The sequence below is a fragment of the Chitinophaga polysaccharea genome (genome assembly GCF_007829335.1).
Classification (GTDB): domain Bacteria; phylum Bacteroidota; class Bacteroidia; order Chitinophagales; family Chitinophagaceae; genus Chitinophaga; species Chitinophaga polysaccharea_B.
Map to the genome: position 1 here is coordinate 751,643 of NZ_VIWO01000003.1, position 20,054 is coordinate 771,696.

Sequence of the window (20,054 nt, forward strand, 5' to 3'; positions counted from 1 at the left end):
AATTTTGATGCTTTTTTGACTAATATAAACCGCATAACATCCTTTTTCAGCAGGCTATCATAAAAGCAGAATTTGATAAGAGGTACATCGTTATTGACTTTAAGGAAATTAACTGGCCAGGTGCTGCAGTTTATTTTTGATACGGGCATTTTATATGCACCCACCCACTACTCCCAACAAGCATAAATAATCCTTACTTTTAACGCAATCACGTTTTGAGGGAAAATTTTGAGTTAGTATGATTGCGTCAAACACACTGTCCATTTGTAACTCCGGGCTTTTACACCAGGTGGCCGATGGAGATGAAGCCGCCTTCCGGCAGTTGTTTGAGATCTATGCCGATAGAATTTACGGCGTTGCCTTTACTTATACCAAATCAGCACACCTGTCTGAAGAAATTGTGCAGGATGTTTTTGTTAAGCTATGGCTTAAAAGGACAGCTTTGCCGGATATCAGCAAGATAGCTGACTATATCTTTATTATTGCGCGGAACCGGATTATCAACGAACTGCGTCGTTTACGACTGGAAAAAGATTATCTCCGACAGTTGTTATCTGAAGAAGGCGACTGCCTCAGATCGCCGGAAAGCGAATATGTGTTAAAAGAGTCCCGCGGCCTTATTGCCAAGGCTATTAATAGTCTGCCGCCCCAACAGAAATTGGTATACCAGCTCAACCAACTACAAGGACTTAAGCTGGGCGATGTAGCCCTGCAACTCGGATTATCCCGGAATACTGTCAGAAATCACTTGTCACGCGCCCTGCAGTCCATACGCGAATACCTCCATGAACACTCCGACGAACAAACCATTCTTTTTGTAATAATTTTTTTCTCATTATCCTAGTATCCCACTGGTACATTTTCAAAAGTCAAGTGTCTTTATATCTTGAATCAGTTAAATGGCACTGGTAAAGCAAGTAATATGCAACGATTTCGCAGTATAATAAAGGCATACCTGGAGGGCAGAGTGTCGGAGGAGGAGTTGTCGCAGCACCTGGCTGCTCATGATGATGAGCTGCATACGGATATCCATGGGCAGCTTGAATCCGGTGCCGCTGACGGATTAACCAGTCCGGACAGCCGGGAGGCCATGTTTACCCGCGTAATGGAATCGGTAAAAATGAAAGAACCAGCCAGGCCTGTTCTCTATAAATATTGGTTAAGGGCGGCAGCTATATTGCTTCCGCTGATAGCGGTGGCCGGCTGGTGGTACTACCAGGGCAACGCGCATCCTGCGAAAATAGCGCAACAGCAACTCATTGGTACATCCAAAAAGAAGGTAATCCTCACTTTGTCAGATGGTACCGCCGTTGAGCTGGATAGTTCGGGCAACGGAATGGTGGCCAGGCAGGGGAATACGCTGGTATTAAAACAGGGCAACGGACAGGTGGTATACCAGCCGTCGTCTGATAAAAGCAGTGAAGTATTATATAATAAAATATCGACGCCTAAAGGAGAAACGTTCCAGGTAACACTGCCGGATGGCAGCACGGCCTTACTGAACGCCGCCTCCTCTATTCGCTTTCCCATCGTGTTTGCAAAGAACGACCGGAACGTGGAGATTACGGGAGAGGTATATTTTGAGATAGAAAAATCGCCCACACCATTCCATGTGAAAGCCCCGGGAACGGAGATACAGGTACTCGGCACAAAGTTTAACGTAAACGGATATACGGATGAAAAATCCCTCAAAGTAACCTTATTGGAAGGTGCAGTAAAAGTGGCCGGTGGAAAGGAGAATGTGCTGCTGCAACCCGGCCAGCAGGTTATATTAGCGGGCGATGGCGCCAATGTAAACGAGCATATCGACCTTGATGAAGTGATGGCCTGGAAGAAAGGGAATTTTGTTTTCAATAGTCTTACCCTGCCGGAAATTATGCGCCAGATCTGCCGTTGGTACGATGTGGAAGTATCCTATGAAGGGCCGGTAAGCCAGAAACGTTTTACAGGTATCGTTGGTCGCAATGACAGTATTGCGGAAGTACTCGAATTTATGCAAACAGCCGGAATCAAATATAAAGTGAACAATAGAAAAATAGTTATAATACCATAATAAATATCACCAAAATCCACCCTTAAAAAAACGCCCTGTGTGCGAGACAGGACGTTAATATAAGGGCAAACTGTCCGGAATATCATCCGGATAAGGAGTGCTATGCACATAACTCTCTATTTATTTACCCTCATGCACTCATTTGAAAATGAGTAGCTGCAAAAACAAATGTATGAATTTAAGAGGACATTTCCGTGCCCACCCACGATGTAAAACAATCACAAAACTATTGTTGATGATGAAGTTTACCGCATTTAGCCTGCTCTGCTTTTGCATGCAGACCAGCGCCATTGGTTTCGGCCAGAGCGTTACCTTATCAGGAAAAAATGTGTCGCTGAAAACGGTGTTGAAAGAAATCAACCACCAGACCGGGTACCGTTTTTTTTATGAAGATGACCTGTTAAACAATGCTACGGGGATTACCATCGACGTACGTAATGCGCCGCTCCCAGATGCCTTAAAAAGCTGTTTTAAAGGGCTGCCCTTAACGTACCTGATTTCAAAAAACAGGATCATTATCACTGCGGCAGAAGCGCCGGGAAAAGATTCCCTGTCGGCTACTGCACCAGCGGCGATTGAGGTTACGGGGGTGGTACTGGGCGACGACGGCCTGCCATTGCCTGGCGCAACGGTTAAGCTGAAAGGCACTGCCAAAGGCGTTACCACCGATGCTTACGGCCGTTTTTCCATCCAGGTACCTGCTATCGGGGCATCGCTGACCGTATCGTTTATCGGGTATGAATCGCTGGACGTAACGGTGCGCTCCACCGGTATGATGCGTATTATACTGAAGCGACTGGAGTCTAAAGTAGATGAAGTAGTAGTGGTAGCGCAGGGAAGGCAAAAGAAAACAGAAGTAGTAGGTGCGGTAACTTCTATCAAACCATCTGAACTGAAAATTCCCAGCAGCAACCTCACCAATGCTTTAGCAGGAAAGCTCGCCGGCATCATCGCTTACCAGCGGAGTGGTGAACCTGGATATGATAACGCCGATTTCTTTGTCAGGGGCGTTACTACCTTTGGCTACCGGAAATCGCCCCTGATCCTCATCGACAATATTGAAGCCACTCCCACAGACCTCGCACGCCTGCAAGTGGATGACATCGCGAGCTTTTCCATTATGAAAGACGCCACCGCTACAGCGCTGTATGGGTCAAAAGGAGCCAATGGTATTATCCTGATCACTACCAAGGAAGGTAAAGAAGGTGCCGCCACCGTATCATTCAGGGCGGAAAACTCGCTATCCCGTTCTACCCAGAATGTGAAACTGGCAGATCCTGTTACTTATATGGAACTCGCCAATGAAGCAGTGCTCACGCGCAATCCCCTGGGAGGCTTGCTGTATTCCAAAGATAAAATTGAGAATACCAGAAATGGTACTGATCCCGTAGTATTTCCGGCAACAGACTGGCAGAAAATGCTGCTTCGCAACTCAGCCCTGAATCAGCGTTATAACTTATCAGTAAACGGCGGCGGGAAAGTAGCCCGCTACTACGTTTCCGGCGCTATGAACATGGACAACGGGATACTGAAAATGGACAAGAAAAGTAATTTCAACAGTAACTCTAAGCTAAAATCATATTCGATCAGGAGTAACGTCAATATTAACCTGACGCCTTCTACGGAAATGATTGTACGTATATCCGGGAGTTTTGATGATTACTCCGGTCCTATCTCAGGAGGACAAGATATCTATAACCAAATTATGCAATCAAATCCCGTATTGTTCCCGGCGTATTACCAGCCTACTGAAGAAACAAAGTACGTGAGGCATATTATGTTTGGTAACTCAGCAGATGGGAAGTTTAATAATCCTTATGCCGATCTGCAGAAAGGTTATAAACAATTCAACCGGTCTGCTATCAACGCACAGCTGGCGCTGAACCAAAAGCTGTCTTTTATCACGGAAGGCCTGTCGGCCCGGGGATTGCTCAATATCCAGCGCAATGCGTACTTTTCAGTATCCCGGCAATATAATCCTTTTTATTATGTAGCATATGACTACGACTATGTAACCAAAGGGTATTCTCTGAAAGCAATCAACCAGGAAGTTGGCCAGTCACAGGCGCCCGCCGGTACGGAATATCTCAACTATTCGGAAGGTGATAAAACGCTGTCGTCCGATTTTTACGGTGAACTGGCGCTGGACTATCGTAGAACATTTAATAAAGTGCATGGCCTGAGTGGTACTTTGGTAGGCATCGCAAAAAACAGTCTTACCGGGAACGCCGGCAGTCTGCAGAATTCCCTTCCTTTCCGGAACGTAGGCCTGTCTGGCCGCGCCACTTACCTGTATGATAACCGGTATGCAGCAGAGTTCAACTTTGGCTACAATGGGTCAGAACGATTTTATAAAACCCATCGTTTTGGTTTCTTCCCATCTGCCGGTGTCGCATATACAGTATCCAATGAAAAATACTGGGAGAGCCTGAAGAATGTAATTACCAAGCTTAAATTAAGAGCCACGTACGGCCTGGTAGGTAATGACGCGATTGGCAGCTCTGACGATCGTTTCTTTTACCTGTCTAATGTAGAAATGAACAGTAGCAAGAGAGGAATGACCTTCGGTACCCTGAAAGATTATAATCTTTCCGGCATCGATATCACCCGGTATGCCAACAATGACATCACCTGGGAGAAAGCGGCCAAAACCAATATTGGATTTGAAACTTCCTTTTTTGACCGTTTAAACCTGGAGGTAGATGTGTACCAGGAAAAAAGATCCAATATCCTGATGCCCCGTACTTCTATTCCTACTACGATGGGGCTGTCGCCCATTCTCAGCGCCAACGTGGGTAAAGCTTCGGCACATGGTGTAGATGTAGCCCTGGACTATTCTCACCAGATCACCCGGAAATGGTGGGCCAAGGCAATGGCCAACTTTACGTATGCCACCAGTCGCTTTGATGTATATGAAGAACCATCTTACCCGGAAAAGAATAAGTCGCACGTGGGCCATTCCCTGATGCAGGAATGGGGATACGTGGCAGAGCGCCTGTTTGTGGACGACCTGGATGCCAAAAATGCGCCCAAACAAAACTTTGGTATTTATGGAGGTGGAGATATTAAGTACAGGGATATAAATGGTGACGGACAAATCAGCGAGCTGGATATGGCGCCCATCGGGTTTCCCACTACTCCCGAAATCGTGTATGGCTTTGGTATATCCTCAGGATACGATCGCTTTGATTTCAACATTTTCTTCCAGGGATTAGGCCGGGAATCTTTCTGGATAGATTCCAAGTCTACTTCGCCTTTTATCGATGATCAGCGCCAGCTGCTGAAAGTATGGGCAGATAACCATTGGAGTGAAGATAACCAGAACATCTATGCACTGTGGCCCAGGCTCAGCACCAGTTTGATTGCTAATAATAACCAAGCCAGCACCTGGTTTATGAGAAATGGCGCACTGCTTCGCATTAAGTCGGTTGAAATTGGCTACACGTTACCTACTCCGCTAATGAAAAGACTGCGCCTTACCAACGCCCGGTTTTACCTGAATGGCACCAACCTGTTTACTTTCAGCAAATTTCATCTCTGGGATGTGGAAATGGGCGGTAATGGCCTGGGATACCCTGTTCAACGGGTGTTTAACGCTGGGGTGACCTGTTCATTTAAATAGTAAATAAGCAACGAAAAAAAACAAGTATGAAAACTATAAAAATAGTGCTGCTGGGGATGATCATCACCTGTAGTAGTGCCTGCAAGAAATTCCTGGATATTATCCCCGACAACGTAGCCACGCTGGAACAGGCCTTCCAGATGCGCGCTACTGCCAAGAAATACCTGTTTACCTGTTATTCGTACCTGCCCAAGCTGGGCAGCGTTTCGGAAAATTATACTTTCCTGGGATCACGGGAAATCGCAACGCCATATCCTGGCTCGCAGGCGCCGGGAATACCAGAATCGATTATGCAGCTTTGTTACGATTATCAGAACATTGTAAACCCAATTGCTAACTATTGGGACGGCGCTAATGGCGGTGTAGCCATGTTTGCCGGGATGCGTACCTGCAACATTTTCCTGGATAACATTGGCAAAGTGCCTGACATAACAGAAGTAGAAAGAAAAAGATGGATAGCAGAAGTGAAAGTGCTGAAAGCATATTACCATTTTCTGCTGCTACGCATGTATGGTCCCATTCCCATGATGAAGGAGAACATCCCTGTATCTGCCGACGTGGAGGCAGTAAAGGTAAAGCGGGACCCGGTAGATGATGTGGCGGCCTATATTGCTCAACTGGTAGACGAAGCCGTGCCTGATCTGCCGCAAATGATCACCAACCAGCGGGAGGAGTTAGGACGTATCACTACGCCGATTGCACTGGCTATTAAAGCCTATGCGCTCACATGGGATGCCAGCCCGATTTTTAACGGAAATGCCGATTATGCTGCACTGAAAAACAAAGATGGCCGGGCGCTGGTGAATACCGCATTCGATAAATCGAAATGGCAAAAGGCCGCAGACGCTTGTAATGCAGCTATTACTGCCGCTAACAGTGCAGGCTTCAATTTGTATTATTTCGAAAAACCTTTCGACCTGGCCAATATCAGCGATACTACTAAAAAGTGCATGGACATCAGGTGCGCAATTACTGAAGACTGGAACCAGGAATGCATCTGGGGCTTTCCTCAGTCTACTACAGCTGAATTACAGCGCGAGTGCGCCCCCAGGAATGATGTGTATTCTTATACCTATGCCTTGTGGGCGGCAAATATGAATGCCTGCGAAATATTTTATACAGGGAATGGTGTGCCCATTGAAGAAGACATCGACTGGGATTACGCCAACCGGTATACGAAATTGGTGACCGTGTCGAGTGATATGCGCAGCATCTTAAAACCCAATTATACCACCTCTTCTTTTAATGTGAACCGGGAATACCGTTTCTACGCGGACCTGGCTTTTGATGGCTCCTCTTATTTTATGAAACAACGGCCCAATGAAGACAATCTGCTGTATATAAATACCATGTGGGGATCTTCATCAGCCAATACGTTGTCAAGGTATTCTTTTACCGGTTACTGGCCCAAGAAACTGGTGAGCTGGAAAACATCCGGTGATGGCGGATCTTATACTGCCGATGCCTATACCTGGCCTGCCATCCGTTTAAGTGCACTTTACCTGATGTATGCAGAAGCACTCAACGAATCAGAAGGCCCATCGGCCAAAGCCTATCAATATATCGATGAAGTTCGCCGCCGCGCAGGATTGAACGGAGTCGTGCAGTCATGGTCGGCGCATTCCAGGAATGCTGCCAAACCTTCTACCAGGGAAGGACTGCGGAGCATTATCCAGCAGGAAACCATGATCGAATTTATTTTCGAAGGGGAAAACTACTGGAATATGCGCAGATGGAAGCGACTGGACCTGATGAACAGACCTGTTACCGGTTGGGATATTTCTCAAAGCACGCCAGCCGCATTTTATAAGATGAGGTCCATTTATCAACCACATAATACATACAGGGATTTCCTGGCGCCTATCAAAGAATATAACCTGTATGTAAATCCTAATCTCGTTCAGAATCCGCTATGGTAGCAGTTGCTATAAATGATCGCTGCAAACCGGGTACTAACTAAATCACAAAAGAATGAAAAAACAATCCGTACTACATATACTGGTAATGACTATGGTAATAGCTGCGGCAGCGCTGTACTCCTGTCAGAAACAAACCGGCTCCAACCCGGAGCCCATATACAAAAGCGACAAAAAGCCTCCCGTGGTAACAAATGTGCACGTGAATAACTTTCCCGGTGGCGCCCTTATTATATATGATATTCCCGCCGACCCGGAAATACTCTATGTACAGGCCAACTTTATGATCAATCAAAAGTCGCAACAACAGGTGAAGGCTTCTTACTATACCGACACTTTAAAAGTCATGGGCTTTGAAAAATCGGCCGATTATAAGGTGGAACTGTATACCGTTAGCCGGAGCGAGGTAAAGTCAGATCCGATCGAGGTTAATGTGCATCCGCAAACACCTCCTTACCTCACTGTTAAATCCACCCTGCAGATCCTGGCAGATTTTGGCGGGGCGAATATCGCGTTCAGGAATATTGCAGGAAGCGATATCGCGGTAGTGGCGCTGGTAGATACGCTGGGGAAACCTGAAACGGTTTATACCAGCTATACCAAGGACACATCAGGTAATTTTTCTGTAAGAGGATTTTCAGCCAAGGAAAGAAAGTTTGGCGCCTTCGTACGTGACAGGTGGGGAAATGTATCCGACACCGTCTGGGCAAGCGTAACGTCCATGAATGAGCAGGAACTGGATCGTACAAAAATGCATGGATTGGTGCTGCCGGGCGACCAGACAGCATGTTGTGGTTCTAACCTGGGAGTACCGCTTTCTAACCCGTATAAATCGGGCGATTGGGCCTTTTACGGGGGCACCGGCCCCAATGATTCCGTTCCGGCGCGGGTGACCGTAGATTTTGGACGGCCAGTGGTATTAAGTCGTTTCAGATATTGGATGCGACAAAACGGCGGGGCCGAGTTCAGGAACGGTACACTGCGGTTTTTCAAAGTATACGGCAGTATGAATCCTAACCCCAACGGAGCCCTCGACAATACCTGGACGCAAATAGGCGGGGTATACGAGCTGGTAAAACCATCCGGCCTTCCTTATGGACAGACCAACAGCGCCGATTACGAAGTTGTGAATAATGGAGCTGAATTTACATTCCCGCTGCCGGCAGTTACCATGCGCTATTTCCGCCTGGTTGTCCTGCAGAACTTTTCTGGCGGACAAGGATTGGAAATGGCATCTATCAAGTTCATGGGAGATTATAAGTAATCATATCCGGTAGCATTTAAAAAAAATAACATGAAGAATATTATGTATGCCCTATTGCTGACAGTAACAGGATTAGGTGCATGTACCAAAATGGATCATGAATATGCTCCCTACCTCTCCAACGGGGAGATTTTTTATACCGGGGTTCCCACCAACCTGGTGGCACATCCCGGCAGGGGAAGAGTTGGGTTACAGTTTACCCAATCAAAAGACCCCAATATCGCCAGGTATGTAATCTACTGGAATAACCGCAGCAGCAAGCTGGAAGTACCTGCTTCAGACAGCGTACTCCAACAGGTGATAGTTCCGAACCTTACAGAAGGGGAATACGCATTCGAGATCGTGGCATATGATAAGGCAGGGAACCCATCCACTCCCGGATCTGCGGTGATTACAGGAACCAGCCTGGGACAGGCATATGAAAATAACCTGCAAACGCGGCGGGTGAATATTTCCAACAGCCAGGCCGGTATCATACTTGGCTTTAGCTCTATGGATACCACCTGTAAGTATACAACAGCGGCTTACACTACCGCCTCCGGCACAACCGGATCGGCGAAATACACCAATGCCGGCGCCTTCGAGGATACGCTGAAAGATGCGTCCAAACAGCTTGCATCTGTGGTGTTGAAAACCGCTTATGTACCATTGTCAGGCATCGATACCTTTTATGCACAGCAAACAATGCCTGTGAACCTGGCTGCAGCAAAATATACCTGCACCGGCCAGATGGTAGACTATACCAATGCCTCACTGACCGGGCCATACCCCTGGAATGTTACACTGCGCCCGGCCACTGCCACGCAACTCGAATTGGTAGACAATGATCAAACAAACGAAGTTTACCATAAAATACTGAGTGGAGGAAGCAATTCATATTATGGATCATTTGGCGTAGTATTTAACCTGGATAATAATTATAATGTTATCAGCGTCATTAACAAATATGGACAGCCTTCTTCCAACGGAAGGTCAGCAGAATTAGACCCTTCGGGTATAAATAAATTTGACCCCGCCACCCGTACTTTAAAAGTAAAGTATTGGATGAACCAACCAGGAGCAACCCACCGGACTTCATTTGATGAAACCTTTTCGATGAAGTAAAAGGAGATGCTTTACAGGCAGGAGCTGCTTGCGGCTCCTGTCTCTTTTATGAGCGATATGCAAATAAAACATAGGAATTGGATAATTTTGCACTGTAATTCGCCTGCTTTCGTAGCTATTTTTACGCAATGGTCCTAAAAAAAATTATTACACTGTTTGCGACATGTGCGCTTACTTCCAGCCTTTGGGCACAATGTGATTTTAAAACAGCATACTTTAAAATTCACATTGATGGTAAAGGATGGATTACCAGTATGAAGAATATCACGGTGAAGCCTAACCGTGAATTCAGTCCGTCCGATAAGCCTTCTCCTTTGTTAAGCCTTTATAACAGCCAGCAGAAAAAATACTATCAGCCTGTAAAAGCTACGTATAACAAGGCTGGTAAAGTCTTGCTACTTAGTTACGCCAATGGCTCTGTAGCCAAAGTTTCCATTCTCCCGCAGGAAAAATATTTTAAGCTCACCTTGCAATCCCTTGCACCGCGAAATGGTATTGACGCTATTGAATGGGGCGCCTGCCACACCAATATTACCAACCTGCTGGGCGAAATCATTGGCGTGAGCCGGGATACCAGTGCAGCCGTGAATTATGCCATTGGCATGATGGCTTTAAATGATAACACGCTCGGAGGCACAGCAGCCACCATCGCCGATGCAGCCCCGTTTCAATATATCATTCATTCACCGGATGCTAAACGCTTTCCTTTACCGGATAGCCTGCATGAAGGCCAGGTATTTAGCCTGGGTGGCGATGGAGTAAGTGATGTGGCTTTCTATGCCCATAAAGAAGCTTATTACCGGATCATGTATGGAGATGCAGCAGCGGTGGATAATAAAGGAAGAATATCTATTAGCTACCAGTCGCGGGACCGCTCTTTTGAAAGAGAAGTAAATTATTCGCTGATCCCCCATATGGCAGCCAATATCCCCAACCATATACAGGTGCAACCATTGCCGGGAGTAGACTATATCGGCTCTTCCATTGCTTTGTGGGGTAGCCCTGACAGCACTGCGCTGCTGGACGTGGTGCAACAGATCGTAAAAGCGGAGCAATTACCTTATCCCACTATTAATGGGAGATGGGTAAAAGATCCGGCTGCTTATGTGCCCGACGCTATTACCAGTGGTAACCTGTATGACAGCATTATATCCTATACATCCAGGCTGGGCTTTAAAACCATTAGCTTATACGACCAGGGCTTTTTAAGACCGGATCGGGGTAACAACGGTTATATCGATGGAAAGAATTTTGAGAAACATCCTATTCATTTAACCGCAGGTAATGTGTCGCACAAAGCATTTGCGGAGATGGCGGCCAAATTTGGTATTACCATAGGCAGAACCACTATCACCAATTCGCTGGCGCCGGGCACGCTGGATGCCAGCCCCGTACCCAGCGACAGCCTGTGCTACCAGCAGCGCCGTTTGCTGATGAAAGACCTTAGCCCAACCGATACCGTCATAGTAGTGGATAATCCTGAACACCTGGAAGAAATTGCCAGCTGGGAAGGGCATTGCGCCAATTTGAATATGATAAAAATTGGCAAGGAATTAATCCATTACCTGGGTGTATCCGATAAAGCGCCTTATAGATTGCTGAATGTAAAACGAGGTTACTGGAATACGCAGGCTGCTAGCCATAAAGTACGGGATACCGTGTATAAGCTCCAGGTAACCGTTAACTATGGCTACGACGGTATTATTCCTAACATGCAGCTGCAGGATGAAATCGCCGCACATTATGCGGAGGTTTGTTATCTCAACGGTTTGCAATACTATGATTTTGACGGACAGGAGTTTTTGTTTAACAACGGGCATGGCTACTACTCCGCCAAACGTTTCTTCCGCGGAATGTTTGAGCGGGCGGCTAAACTGGGACTTCCCTCCATCCGCTTTACAGGCGCTACCCTATCGGAAGGCTCCTGGCATTATCAGAGTATCTGGAATGTAGGCGGTGGAAAGAACCTGTATGATGCCGATACCCGGGAGTGGGGAAGTACTACCAGCCAGGGGAAAGATCTCCGGGACGTTACGTATGCTAATTTTTTCCCGGTAGGCATGGGCGGCAATTTCCCTATTAAGGCACATTCAACCGTGGCCCAATATGAGCATATACAGGCTATTTCTGTAGGGGTAGGTACCACTTACAGCTTATACCTGAACCAGAAAGATGTGGAGAGCTGTCCGCAGAAAGACGCCATTTTTAAGACGATCAGAACCTGGGAAGATGCCAGGGCGGCTAATGCCTTTCCCCGCTGGGTGAAAACGGCGCTGGCAGATCCTTCAAAGTCGTTTCACCTGGAAGCCATAGATGCCAATAGCTGGAATTTGTATCAATCCAACCGCGATGGTTCGGGGCAGCACTTGTTGACCCGACTCGTAAGAGCGCGTGGTTATTGAGAAAAAAAGCAACCATATAGCAGGTAAATACTTCGGATAATTTTAACGGCCTCTTACGGCTAACAGCCCTGGAGCTGGGTGATTGCCTCTGGCATAACCCGGCTCCAGGGCTGTTTTGCGCGGGTAGAAAATATTTTGACGAACCCCTTGCCTAAACAAATAATATTTACATTATATTTATGGCTCCTTTGAAGGTCATGCCTAAAAACTCAAGAAGTGCAAACTATCACTGAAACAGCGGAAAACACGCAATTATTCGATTATGATCATTGGAATAGTCAGCTCCCTACATTAAGTAAAGATTACCAGGGAGCCAGTCCTTATCCTCATATTGTATTAGAAAATTTCCTGAACCCGGATGTATTAACTACATGCTCCCAGGAGTTTGATAAATTAAATGAGGAAGATGGATGGATCAACTATGTTCACTACAATGAAAACAAAGCCGGGTTGAATAAACTCGATCTGTTGCCCGCCACTATCAAGCGGACCATCAATGAACTGAATTCCCCGGAATTCCTGGCATTTCTCAGTGAGTTGACCGGCATAAAAGGCCTGATGAAAGATGACCTCCTGGAAGGAGGCGGCATACATCAGTCCAAGCGGGGAGGTTACCTGAACATCCATGCCGATTTCACCGTACACCCGCACCATCGCCACTGGCAACGCCGGGTAAACGTGCTCGTGTATCTCAACCCTGATTGGGTAGAAGAGTGGGGTGGTAAACTAGAACTGTGGGATACCCAGATGAAGGCCTGTGAAAAGAAAGTGTTGCCGGTTTTTAATCGCTGTGTGATTTTTAATACAGATGCCGATTCCTACCATGGACACCCGGAACCTACTACTTGCCCGGAAGATCGTCACAGAAGGTCTATCGCTTTGTATTATTATACCGAAGAAGCCCAGCCCTTCCGCAGAGCTACCCACTACATGGTACGCCCCGGGGAAGAGAAAAAGAAATTTATGGTGAAGCTGGACAATACCATGGTGGCCGTTTATACGGAAATCAAAGGCATGCTGGGATCAAATGATAAAGTAGTAAGTAAGATACTGCGGTTCTTTTCCGGTAAGAAAAAGAAATAAACCAGTTCAAAATAATAAATAGAAAAGGCGTTGAATTTACTTCAACGCCTTTTCTATTATCGTATAACCGGCGGTTATTTAGCCGGTACTTCTCTCTTCAGGAATACAAATCCGTTCTTACGATACAGTTCTTTTAAAGAATACTGCTTGTAATCATCTACCCGGTCTACTTTGGTAACAAAATAAACAGGTTTATCAATATCTCCTTTCAACAGCCAGGCTTCCTCATAAGAGTTTGGATTGGCAGGTTTCTCTTTGTGAGTATAGAAGAAAGGCGCATAGCTCCAATAACCCAGGGTGGTTACATAACAATCTTCTCCCTGCCTTTGCTCAAAAAATTCAATAGCCGCCGCCTGTGAATACTTTTCTACTTTCGGAACAATAACGGCAGCCGCCAGGAAAATAACCAGGCCTGTTCCTACAAAGTAGGTGGTGGCTGCATTGATAAAGTTGCGTTTACGCAGCTGTATTAATCCCACGATAATCGTTACCACCAGTAAAATGCCTACCAGTCCTTCCCAGCCACTCCAGTGTACATCCGCCGCCATATTGGCCTGGGCAAAGGTATCGTGCACATAAGGGATCAGTCGCCTGATATTTAAGGCGATCAGGGTTACCGCCAGCAGTACTATCGCAATGATGGCGCCCAGGATGGTGGTGAGTACGCCTACATATTTTTTATAATCCATTTCCTTTCTATCCCATTTGTAAAAGGAATAGGCGGCCAGGAAGGTAATTGGGAACCAGGCCAGCGAGGAGTAGTGGATAATGCGGGATTGTACGATCGTAAATAAAATGGTGACTACCCAGAACAACAGGATCATCCAGATCTTAAAGTCTTTATCATACCGGCTGGTGTAACGCCCTTTAAAGAACGCAGGAATGGCAAACAGGGAAGCGGGGAAACAGCCAACGAGCAACACCACGTAGTGATACCCGAAGAAGCCCGCCTGTCCTGCGTCGTGCGTGGTAAAGAGACGGTACTGGTATTTTAAAAACTCCGTGATAAACCAGGGCCCGTTCTTGGCAGTTTCATATCCATACCAGGTGAGGGTTACCAGCATAGTAGCTACCAGGAACAATAGGGCATGGCCCCAGTTAAAGAAGAGCCGGAAACGGTTATAAAAGAAATATACGCCCAATACCATCAGGAACACCATCAGGGCTACCTGTCCTTTGGTCAGGATGGCCAGGCCCATAAAAATGCCGGACCAGATGGCGTAAAATACCGGTTTTTTATTAACGCCTTCCTTATCAAATCCGTTCCGTTTCCAGTGGTACAATATAAAATAGTAGAGCGCCAGGAAAGTAAACAGGTTAAACCAGGGATCAATGATACCTGATTTGAAGTACATATTCGGAAACAGGGAGCCACCAAAGGCCAGCGCCCAGAGAATACCAAATTTTCTGTCGTATAACCGGGTACCACAAATGAAAAGCACGATCAGGGTCACAATACCGCAGATGGCATTGGGAAAGCGCGCGGCAAATTCGTTGATACCAAATATTTTCATGGACAGGCTTTGCATCCAGAAGAACATGGGTGGTTTTTCCCAGAACGGCTTGAAATTGACATAGATCCTGGTGTAATCGTCCAGATTCAGCATTTCTCTCGAACACTCTGCGAAGTTGATTTCATCCCAGTCAAACAGATGCACCCGCCCCAGAAAAGGGATGAAGAAAAGCGCAGCAATTAATGCCAATAAAAGAATAGTGATTAGTTTGGGTGTACGCATATGTACTGTATGTAAATGATTGTATTGAACAAATATATGTTGATATACTATCATTTGCAAATCAGGCACTTTGTTGCGCCACCACGGCGTCGATAAGTGCTGCTTCGTCGGTTGGGCCTTTGCGTGGAAGTTGCCTCCGCGCGCGGTGTTTAATCAGGGTTTATCCGCCGGAAAAAACGACGGATACTGTAGCCCACACTCATCGTAATACAAAGCGGACATACCCCGAAACGGAAAAAGGTTAAGGCGAGTTTTTTATACCAGGGCAGATGCACCGGAATTATCGGGCAGCTCTCCCCATCTCCCTCAAATGCTTTGATTCCCCAGATGTTGACTTCTCTCTTCATTTTCTTCATTTTTTATTACCCGAAAAAATGATAAAGGCAGATGCCAGTCAGGAGCAGGGAGGTGATACAGAGAATGATCTTTGTTCTTGCAGTCATGATAAACAGTTTTAAAGGTGATTTATCTATTAATACCGGGTTATGATAATTATCACCCAAAAAATTATCTGCCTTCTTCCTGCTGTTTTAGTTTTTTCACCTGCTGAATACATTTGTATTGTTGATTGGCAGCGGTATGCTTGTTTTTCCAACCCATTTTTTTCATCAATACTTCCATAGGTTCCCGGTAAAAGAAAATGGCGTGTAGGATACGTTGGCAATGCCTGGTGATCCTGGATATCCAGGATTGTACTTTTTCATCTTTGCTCTTTTCGGGATGCAGTGTAGTAGAAAAGGAGGTTGTTTCCCAATGATAGATGGATACGTCTGCCACCGGCAATAGCTTGTTATCCCGCAGGCGTTTCAGCCAGAGGTTCCGGGCAATGGAGAAGAGATACGTTTTAATGGTAGCGGTAAGCAGGAAATCGGGTTGTCTTATTTTATGACGCAATACGATAAGGGCCTCCTGGAAGATATCTTCCGCGTCTTCAGTTTTCCCGCAGTTGTTGACAATATAGGCAGCTATGCCGGGAAAGTAATGTTCATACAATACCCCGAAAGCGGCGTTATCGTCGTTGCTGAGCCGGGTAAGCAGGGTATTGTCGGGTACTGTTTGCATGCAGGAGCGAATTTAGTCACTACTATATACCAGGAGTGGTGTTTTATCACCCAATAAAAATAAAATTATTTTAATGATATGCCAGGAGGGGTTATTAGTGGTTTGTAATCAATGAGTTGTAAATTTTTTTGTAAAAAACCGACCGTTTTACCGCGCTTATTCGTCAATAGAGAAAACAAGCAATATGAAAAATCTAAAAGACAAAGTAGCCGTGGTATTTGCGGCATCCGGTGAGATTGCAGGAGCAGTGGCGCGCTCATTTTCAGCACATGGCGCCAGGGTATATGTTACGGCGCGCAACCTGGATGCGGTAAAAGCGCTGGCCGGGGACATTAACGCCGATGGGGGGTATGCAGAAGCCGCCCGGGTAGATGCACTGAATGAAACGGAGATAGACAATTTTTTAAAGCAGGTGGTGGCAGACAATGGCAAACTGGATGTAGTATTCAATGGCATTGCAGCTGAGTATAGTGAGATGGGTGGTCGTCCCCCCACTACCGTAGCTACTTTCCGGCAATTTATGGCGCCGATGGAAAAGATCTGTGGTTCGCAGTTCCTCACTTCAAGGGTGGCTGCGAAATATATGATGGAAACCGGGTCTGAGGGGACCGTCTTATTATTGACTTCTGCCTTGTCCAGGTCTAAGCTCCCCAATATGGCCGGCATCACGGCGGCCAGTGCAGCTATGGAAGGGCTAACGCGGGGAATGGCGGCCGAATGGGGCGGAGCAGGTATTAAGGTGATCTGTATTTGCCCCGGTGCTATTATGGAAACGAAGCGCATCTCGGGATGGATTGAAGCAGCAGCTGAAAATCTCCATATACCGGTGGAGCAACTGGAGGCGCAGTATAAAGTTTTCGATATTTTAAAGGTAGGCCCCACCCTGCAAAACGTAGGAGAAACGGCCACCTTCCTGGCTTCTGCACCAGGAGTTGTTTTCAACAGTCATATCGTGGATGTGGACTGCGGGAAGCTAAACATATTATAGTACATTAGTGGTTGCAGTCTCCTCCGGGGACTGCAACCCTATTATTGCAAAAAAATTATGGGAATGGAAAACGAAGATGTCTTAGCATCGGCCATGGCTGGTGATATTAATGCATTTCAAACCTTGTTTGCCACGTTTCAAAGCCAGCTGAAATCGTACCTGTACCGCCTGCTCACCGATCGTAATGATGTAGACGACCTTACGCACGACACTTTTATCAAAGCTTTTTCCAGGATAGCTACTTTTCAGCGGGAGTCTTCGTTAAAAACCTGGGTATTTAAAATAGCCACCAACCTGGCTTATGATCATTTGAGGAAATTAAAGAGATGGCAGCCAGACGCCCAGGATAGGGGTGCAGACCTGGCCATAGGCTCAGAGGAAGTGAGGCGGGCTTTCTGGATAGCGCATGATACCTCGCCGGCCGGCGCTTATGAAATGAGGGAGCATATCGACTTTTGCTTCACCTGTATTTCAAAAACGCTGGCGATAGAAAACCAGGTAGCGCTGATCCTGAAAGATATGTATGATTTTTCTGTCAAAGAAATTGCAGACATCCTTGGAAAAACGGAAGGCGTGATAAAGCATTTATTGAACGATGCCAGGAGTACTATGACCGATATTTTCGAGTATAGGTGTGCGTTAGTCAACAAGAACGGCGTCTGCCATCAATGCAGCCATATCAATGAAATTTTTAACCCTAAGCAAAATCAGCAGGAAGAATTGATGAAACTGGAGCTGGTGAAGGCCTCAAAAAAATATAACCGGGAACAGCTGTTTGCGCTACGAACCGTATTGGTAAAGGCCATCGACCCGCTGCATGCTGCGGGTACGGATTTGCACGAATCTATTATGAATTGCGTGAAAACCGCTATTGGTGAAAAAAAAGATTTTTTTGAGCAGAAGGCCGGCAATGCCCGGTAGTGCCTGTCTGTAGCTTGCCTGATTTCATTTATATTCGTAAGCGAATAATGAATCACGATGGCTACCTCATTTCCTGTACATGCTACTGTTACCCATAAATACGCTGCAGCGCCAGAGCGGGTTTTTGATGCCTGGCTGGACACCGGCATGATTGGTAAATTTATGTTTGGGCCCGCATTACGTGATGAAGAAATTGTACAGCTGAAAACGGATGCGCGGGTAGGCGGTACTTTCTCTTTTATTGTCCGGCGCGAGGGCATCGAGATAGAGCATATCGGCGAATATATTGAAATAGACAGACCACGTCGCCTGTTGTTTTCCTGGGCAGTACGACAAGACCTGCCGGATAGCAGTCGTATCCTCATAGACATTACGACGCTTTCGACTGGTTGCGAATTAACATTAACGCAGGAAATGCCCGCTAACTGGGCTGATTTCGTGGAAAGAGCAAAGTCGGCCTGGGCAAAAATGCTGCATGCCTTAGCGGATGTTTTACAACGCCGCATCACACCAATATAAGAAAAACAGTGCTATTAATGCGGGACGCCGGCGCTACTCCGCTCGTATTTTTCCCATTTTATCGGCACATTTTTCCTGCATGTCTACTTTCAAAAAAGGCTATCGGTGCACGAATTAGCTTTGTGTAACAAGCATTTTTTATGAAAGCATCTGTAGAACGTAAGATCATTCGCTGGTTACATATTATCCTGAGTATTCCCATTCTGGGATACATTTACGGGCCGGTAGCCAGTAATCCGCCAGCAGCAAATGCAGTGCGCTGGGTGTTTTTACCGGTAGTGGCATTAAGCGGTTTCTGGATGTGGAAAGGACATTGGCTCCGCAGGAAACTAGGCAGACGCAAACAATTGGCCACCTGATTGCTCCCGGATGGCGATATCAGATGCCCTGGAAAAACATGAAGAAACCCTGATCAGGAGGAAGAAAAAGCAATAGTGTGATAGCTACTAGAAAATAGTTAGCCTCTTCGGACTAGTCAGTTCAATGGATATCTTTGTACGCCTCCTTTCGCTTGAAATTAGCTTCCGAAATCAGCGTGCCGGCAAAAATCAGTGCACCTCCTACCAACAACTGCCAGGAAAGCTGTTCTCCCAGCATAAGAATGGCAGCAATGGCCGCAAAAATGGGTTCAAATAAGTAGATGATAGCCACTTTTTCTGCGGAAATATAACGTTGGGAAAGGTTGGAGATCGTATACATATACGCCGTGGAAAAGAGCGCGCAGTAGCCGATACCCATCCAGAAGCCCTGGTTCACCGGTAGCCAGTTGGCAGTTTCATCACCTAAGGCTATGCAGAGCATGATTAATGCGCAGGTGGCAAACATGGGCACAATGGTGGGTAAGATATTACGGTCGGTGCTGTAACGTTCTACCTGGATGAGATATATTGCAAAGCCAATGGAGCCGATAATCGTATATACATCTCCCCGGCCAATAACCAGGTTACCCCTCACAGAAATGATGAAGAGGCCCACCAGCGCAATAATAGCAGCCACCCATATTTTCAGGTCTACCCGCGTTTTATACACCAGCTGCTTTATAACAGGGATCATGACTACGCATATACCGGCAACAAATGCACATTGAGAGGCGGGTGTGTACTTGATGCCCAGCGTCTGGAAATGGATGCCAAAGGTGAGTGGGATAGCCAGTGCCATGCCGGCGATAAGGGCCGACCGGTCGATCCGCTTTAATTGCTTCGACAGGATCGCCGCCAGGACAATAGTCGCCGCCAGGAACCGATAAAATAAGAAGGTAGAGGGGGAAACGGCGTCCGTGGCCATTTTGGTGACAGGGAATGAGATGCCCCAAAATGCGGTGCCAATAATCAGCAGCACTAAAAATATATACTTCTTTTCCATTAATACCTATGCTCCATATGTT

The 20,054-nt window shown here is 46.4% G+C and carries 16 protein-coding genes; 12 read left to right on the plus strand and 4 right to left on the minus strand.

Annotated features, from left to right (window positions below):
• The first annotated feature begins 238 nt into the window (after positions 1–238).
• The 8 genes from FHW36_RS14530 to FHW36_RS14565 all read left to right on the plus strand — a co-directional run bounded on the left by FHW36_RS14530 (position 239) and on the right by FHW36_RS14565 (position 13,444).
• Entirely contained in the window at positions 239–844 is a 606-nt protein-coding gene (locus FHW36_RS14530; protein WP_145670103.1) for an RNA polymerase sigma factor, read from the plus strand.
• Positions 845–922: 78 nt separating this feature from the next.
• Positions 923–2,053 (plus strand): FecR family protein, encoded by a 1,131-nt coding sequence (locus FHW36_RS14535; protein ID WP_145670105.1) that lies wholly within the window; start codon positions 923–925, stop codon positions 2,051–2,053.
• Between the two features lie 235 nt (positions 2,054–2,288).
• Positions 2,289–5,675 (plus strand): TonB-dependent receptor, encoded by a 3,387-nt coding sequence (locus tag FHW36_RS14540; RefSeq protein ID WP_246121152.1) that lies wholly within the window; start codon positions 2,289–2,291, stop codon positions 5,673–5,675.
• Positions 5,676–5,701: 26 nt separating this feature from the next.
• Positions 5,702–7,594 (plus strand): RagB/SusD family nutrient uptake outer membrane protein, encoded by a 1,893-nt coding sequence (locus FHW36_RS14545; RefSeq protein WP_145670116.1) that lies wholly within the window; start codon positions 5,702–5,704, stop codon positions 7,592–7,594.
• A gap of 52 nt (positions 7,595–7,646) precedes the next feature.
• The gene (locus FHW36_RS14550; protein WP_145670118.1) at positions 7,647–8,855 is read left to right on the plus strand and encodes a DUF4959 domain-containing protein; all 1,209 of its coding nucleotides are present in this window, start codon (positions 7,647–7,649) and stop codon (positions 8,853–8,855) included.
• A gap of 30 nt (positions 8,856–8,885) precedes the next feature.
• Positions 8,886–9,959 carry a DUF4998 domain-containing protein gene (locus tag FHW36_RS14555; RefSeq protein ID WP_145670120.1) on the plus strand — a complete coding sequence of 358 codons (1,074 nt, stop codon included), beginning with the start codon at positions 8,886–8,888 and terminating at the stop codon, positions 9,957–9,959.
• Positions 9,960–10,213: 254 nt separating this feature from the next.
• Complete coding sequence (locus FHW36_RS14560; RefSeq protein ID WP_222429077.1) at positions 10,214–12,361, plus strand: hypothetical protein; 2,148 nt, start codon at positions 10,214–10,216, stop codon at positions 12,359–12,361.
• A 216-nt stretch (positions 12,362–12,577) separates the two neighbouring features.
• On the plus strand, positions 12,578–13,444 hold the full coding sequence (locus FHW36_RS14565; protein ID WP_246121153.1) for a 2OG-Fe(II) oxygenase: 867 nt from the start codon (positions 12,578–12,580) through the stop codon (positions 13,442–13,444).
• Positions 13,445–13,518: 74 nt separating this feature from the next.
• Here FHW36_RS14565 and FHW36_RS14570 read toward each other — a convergent pair whose 3' ends face one another.
• From FHW36_RS14570 to FHW36_RS14580, 3 genes are all read right to left on the minus strand, one after another.
• Positions 13,519–15,180, minus strand: coding sequence for an ArnT family glycosyltransferase (locus tag FHW36_RS14570; RefSeq protein WP_145670122.1), 1,662 nt, complete (start codon positions 15,178–15,180; stop codon positions 13,519–13,521).
• 149 nt (positions 15,181–15,329) lie between these two features.
• Positions 15,330–15,527 (minus strand): hypothetical protein, encoded by a 198-nt coding sequence (locus FHW36_RS14575; protein ID WP_145670125.1) that lies wholly within the window; start codon positions 15,525–15,527, stop codon positions 15,330–15,332.
• A 160-nt stretch (positions 15,528–15,687) separates the two neighbouring features.
• Positions 15,688–16,242 carry an RNA polymerase sigma factor gene (locus FHW36_RS14580; RefSeq protein WP_145670127.1) on the minus strand — a complete coding sequence of 185 codons (555 nt, stop codon included), beginning with the start codon at positions 16,240–16,242 and terminating at the stop codon, positions 15,688–15,690.
• Between the two features lie 184 nt (positions 16,243–16,426).
• Between FHW36_RS14580 and FHW36_RS14585 the strand changes: the two genes are divergently transcribed.
• From FHW36_RS14585 to FHW36_RS14600, 4 genes are all read left to right on the plus strand, one after another.
• Positions 16,427–17,230 carry an SDR family NAD(P)-dependent oxidoreductase gene (locus tag FHW36_RS14585; RefSeq protein WP_145670130.1) on the plus strand — a complete coding sequence of 268 codons (804 nt, stop codon included), beginning with the start codon at positions 16,427–16,429 and terminating at the stop codon, positions 17,228–17,230.
• 63 nt (positions 17,231–17,293) lie between these two features.
• A complete protein-coding gene (locus FHW36_RS14590; protein ID WP_145670133.1) occupies positions 17,294–18,151 on the plus strand; it encodes an RNA polymerase sigma factor in 858 nt (285 codons plus the stop codon).
• Positions 18,152–18,208: 57 nt separating this feature from the next.
• Positions 18,209–18,670, plus strand: coding sequence for an SRPBCC family protein (locus tag FHW36_RS14595; RefSeq protein ID WP_145670137.1), 462 nt, complete (start codon positions 18,209–18,211; stop codon positions 18,668–18,670).
• A 140-nt stretch (positions 18,671–18,810) separates the two neighbouring features.
• Positions 18,811–19,029, plus strand: a complete 219-nt coding sequence (locus FHW36_RS14600; RefSeq protein ID WP_145670142.1) for a hypothetical protein — start codon at positions 18,811–18,813, stop codon at positions 19,027–19,029.
• 121 nt (positions 19,030–19,150) lie between these two features.
• On the opposite strand, the gene FHW36_RS14605 is transcribed toward FHW36_RS14600, so the two are convergent.
• A complete protein-coding gene (locus tag FHW36_RS14605; protein ID WP_145670144.1) occupies positions 19,151–20,032 on the minus strand; it encodes a DMT family transporter in 882 nt (293 codons plus the stop codon).
• Positions 20,033–20,054 lie beyond the last annotated feature (22 nt).

Coding starts and splice junctions, on each gene's coding strand:
- FHW36_RS14590 (WP_145670133.1), top strand. CDS start 17,294: ATGGAAAACGAAGATGTCTTAGCATCGGCCATGGCTGGTGATATTAAT.
- FHW36_RS14595 (WP_145670137.1), top strand. CDS start 18,209: ATGGCTACCTCATTTCCTGTACATGCTACTGTTACCCATAAATACGCT.
- FHW36_RS14555 (WP_145670120.1), top strand. CDS start 8,886: ATGAAGAATATTATGTATGCCCTATTGCTGACAGTAACAGGATTAGGT.
- FHW36_RS14570 (WP_145670122.1), bottom strand. CDS start 15,180: ATGCGTACACCCAAACTAATCACTATTCTTTTATTGGCATTAATTGCT.
- FHW36_RS14560 (WP_222429077.1), top strand. CDS start 10,214: ATGAAGAATATCACGGTGAAGCCTAACCGTGAATTCAGTCCGTCCGAT.
- FHW36_RS14550 (WP_145670118.1), top strand. CDS start 7,647: ATGAAAAAACAATCCGTACTACATATACTGGTAATGACTATGGTAATA.
- FHW36_RS14605 (WP_145670144.1), bottom strand. CDS start 20,032: ATGGAAAAGAAGTATATATTTTTAGTGCTGCTGATTATTGGCACCGCA.
- FHW36_RS14545 (WP_145670116.1), top strand. CDS start 5,702: ATGAAAACTATAAAAATAGTGCTGCTGGGGATGATCATCACCTGTAGT.
- FHW36_RS14585 (WP_145670130.1), top strand. CDS start 16,427: ATGAAAAATCTAAAAGACAAAGTAGCCGTGGTATTTGCGGCATCCGGT.
- FHW36_RS14575 (WP_145670125.1), bottom strand. CDS start 15,527: ATGAAGAGAGAAGTCAACATCTGGGGAATCAAAGCATTTGAGGGAGAT.
- FHW36_RS14535 (WP_145670105.1), top strand. CDS start 923: ATGCAACGATTTCGCAGTATAATAAAGGCATACCTGGAGGGCAGAGTG.
- FHW36_RS14600 (WP_145670142.1), top strand. CDS start 18,811: ATGAAAGCATCTGTAGAACGTAAGATCATTCGCTGGTTACATATTATC.
- FHW36_RS14540 (WP_246121152.1), top strand. CDS start 2,289: ATGATGAAGTTTACCGCATTTAGCCTGCTCTGCTTTTGCATGCAGACC.
- FHW36_RS14530 (WP_145670103.1), top strand. CDS start 239: ATGATTGCGTCAAACACACTGTCCATTTGTAACTCCGGGCTTTTACAC.
- FHW36_RS14580 (WP_145670127.1), bottom strand. CDS start 16,242: ATGCAAACAGTACCCGACAATACCCTGCTTACCCGGCTCAGCAACGAC.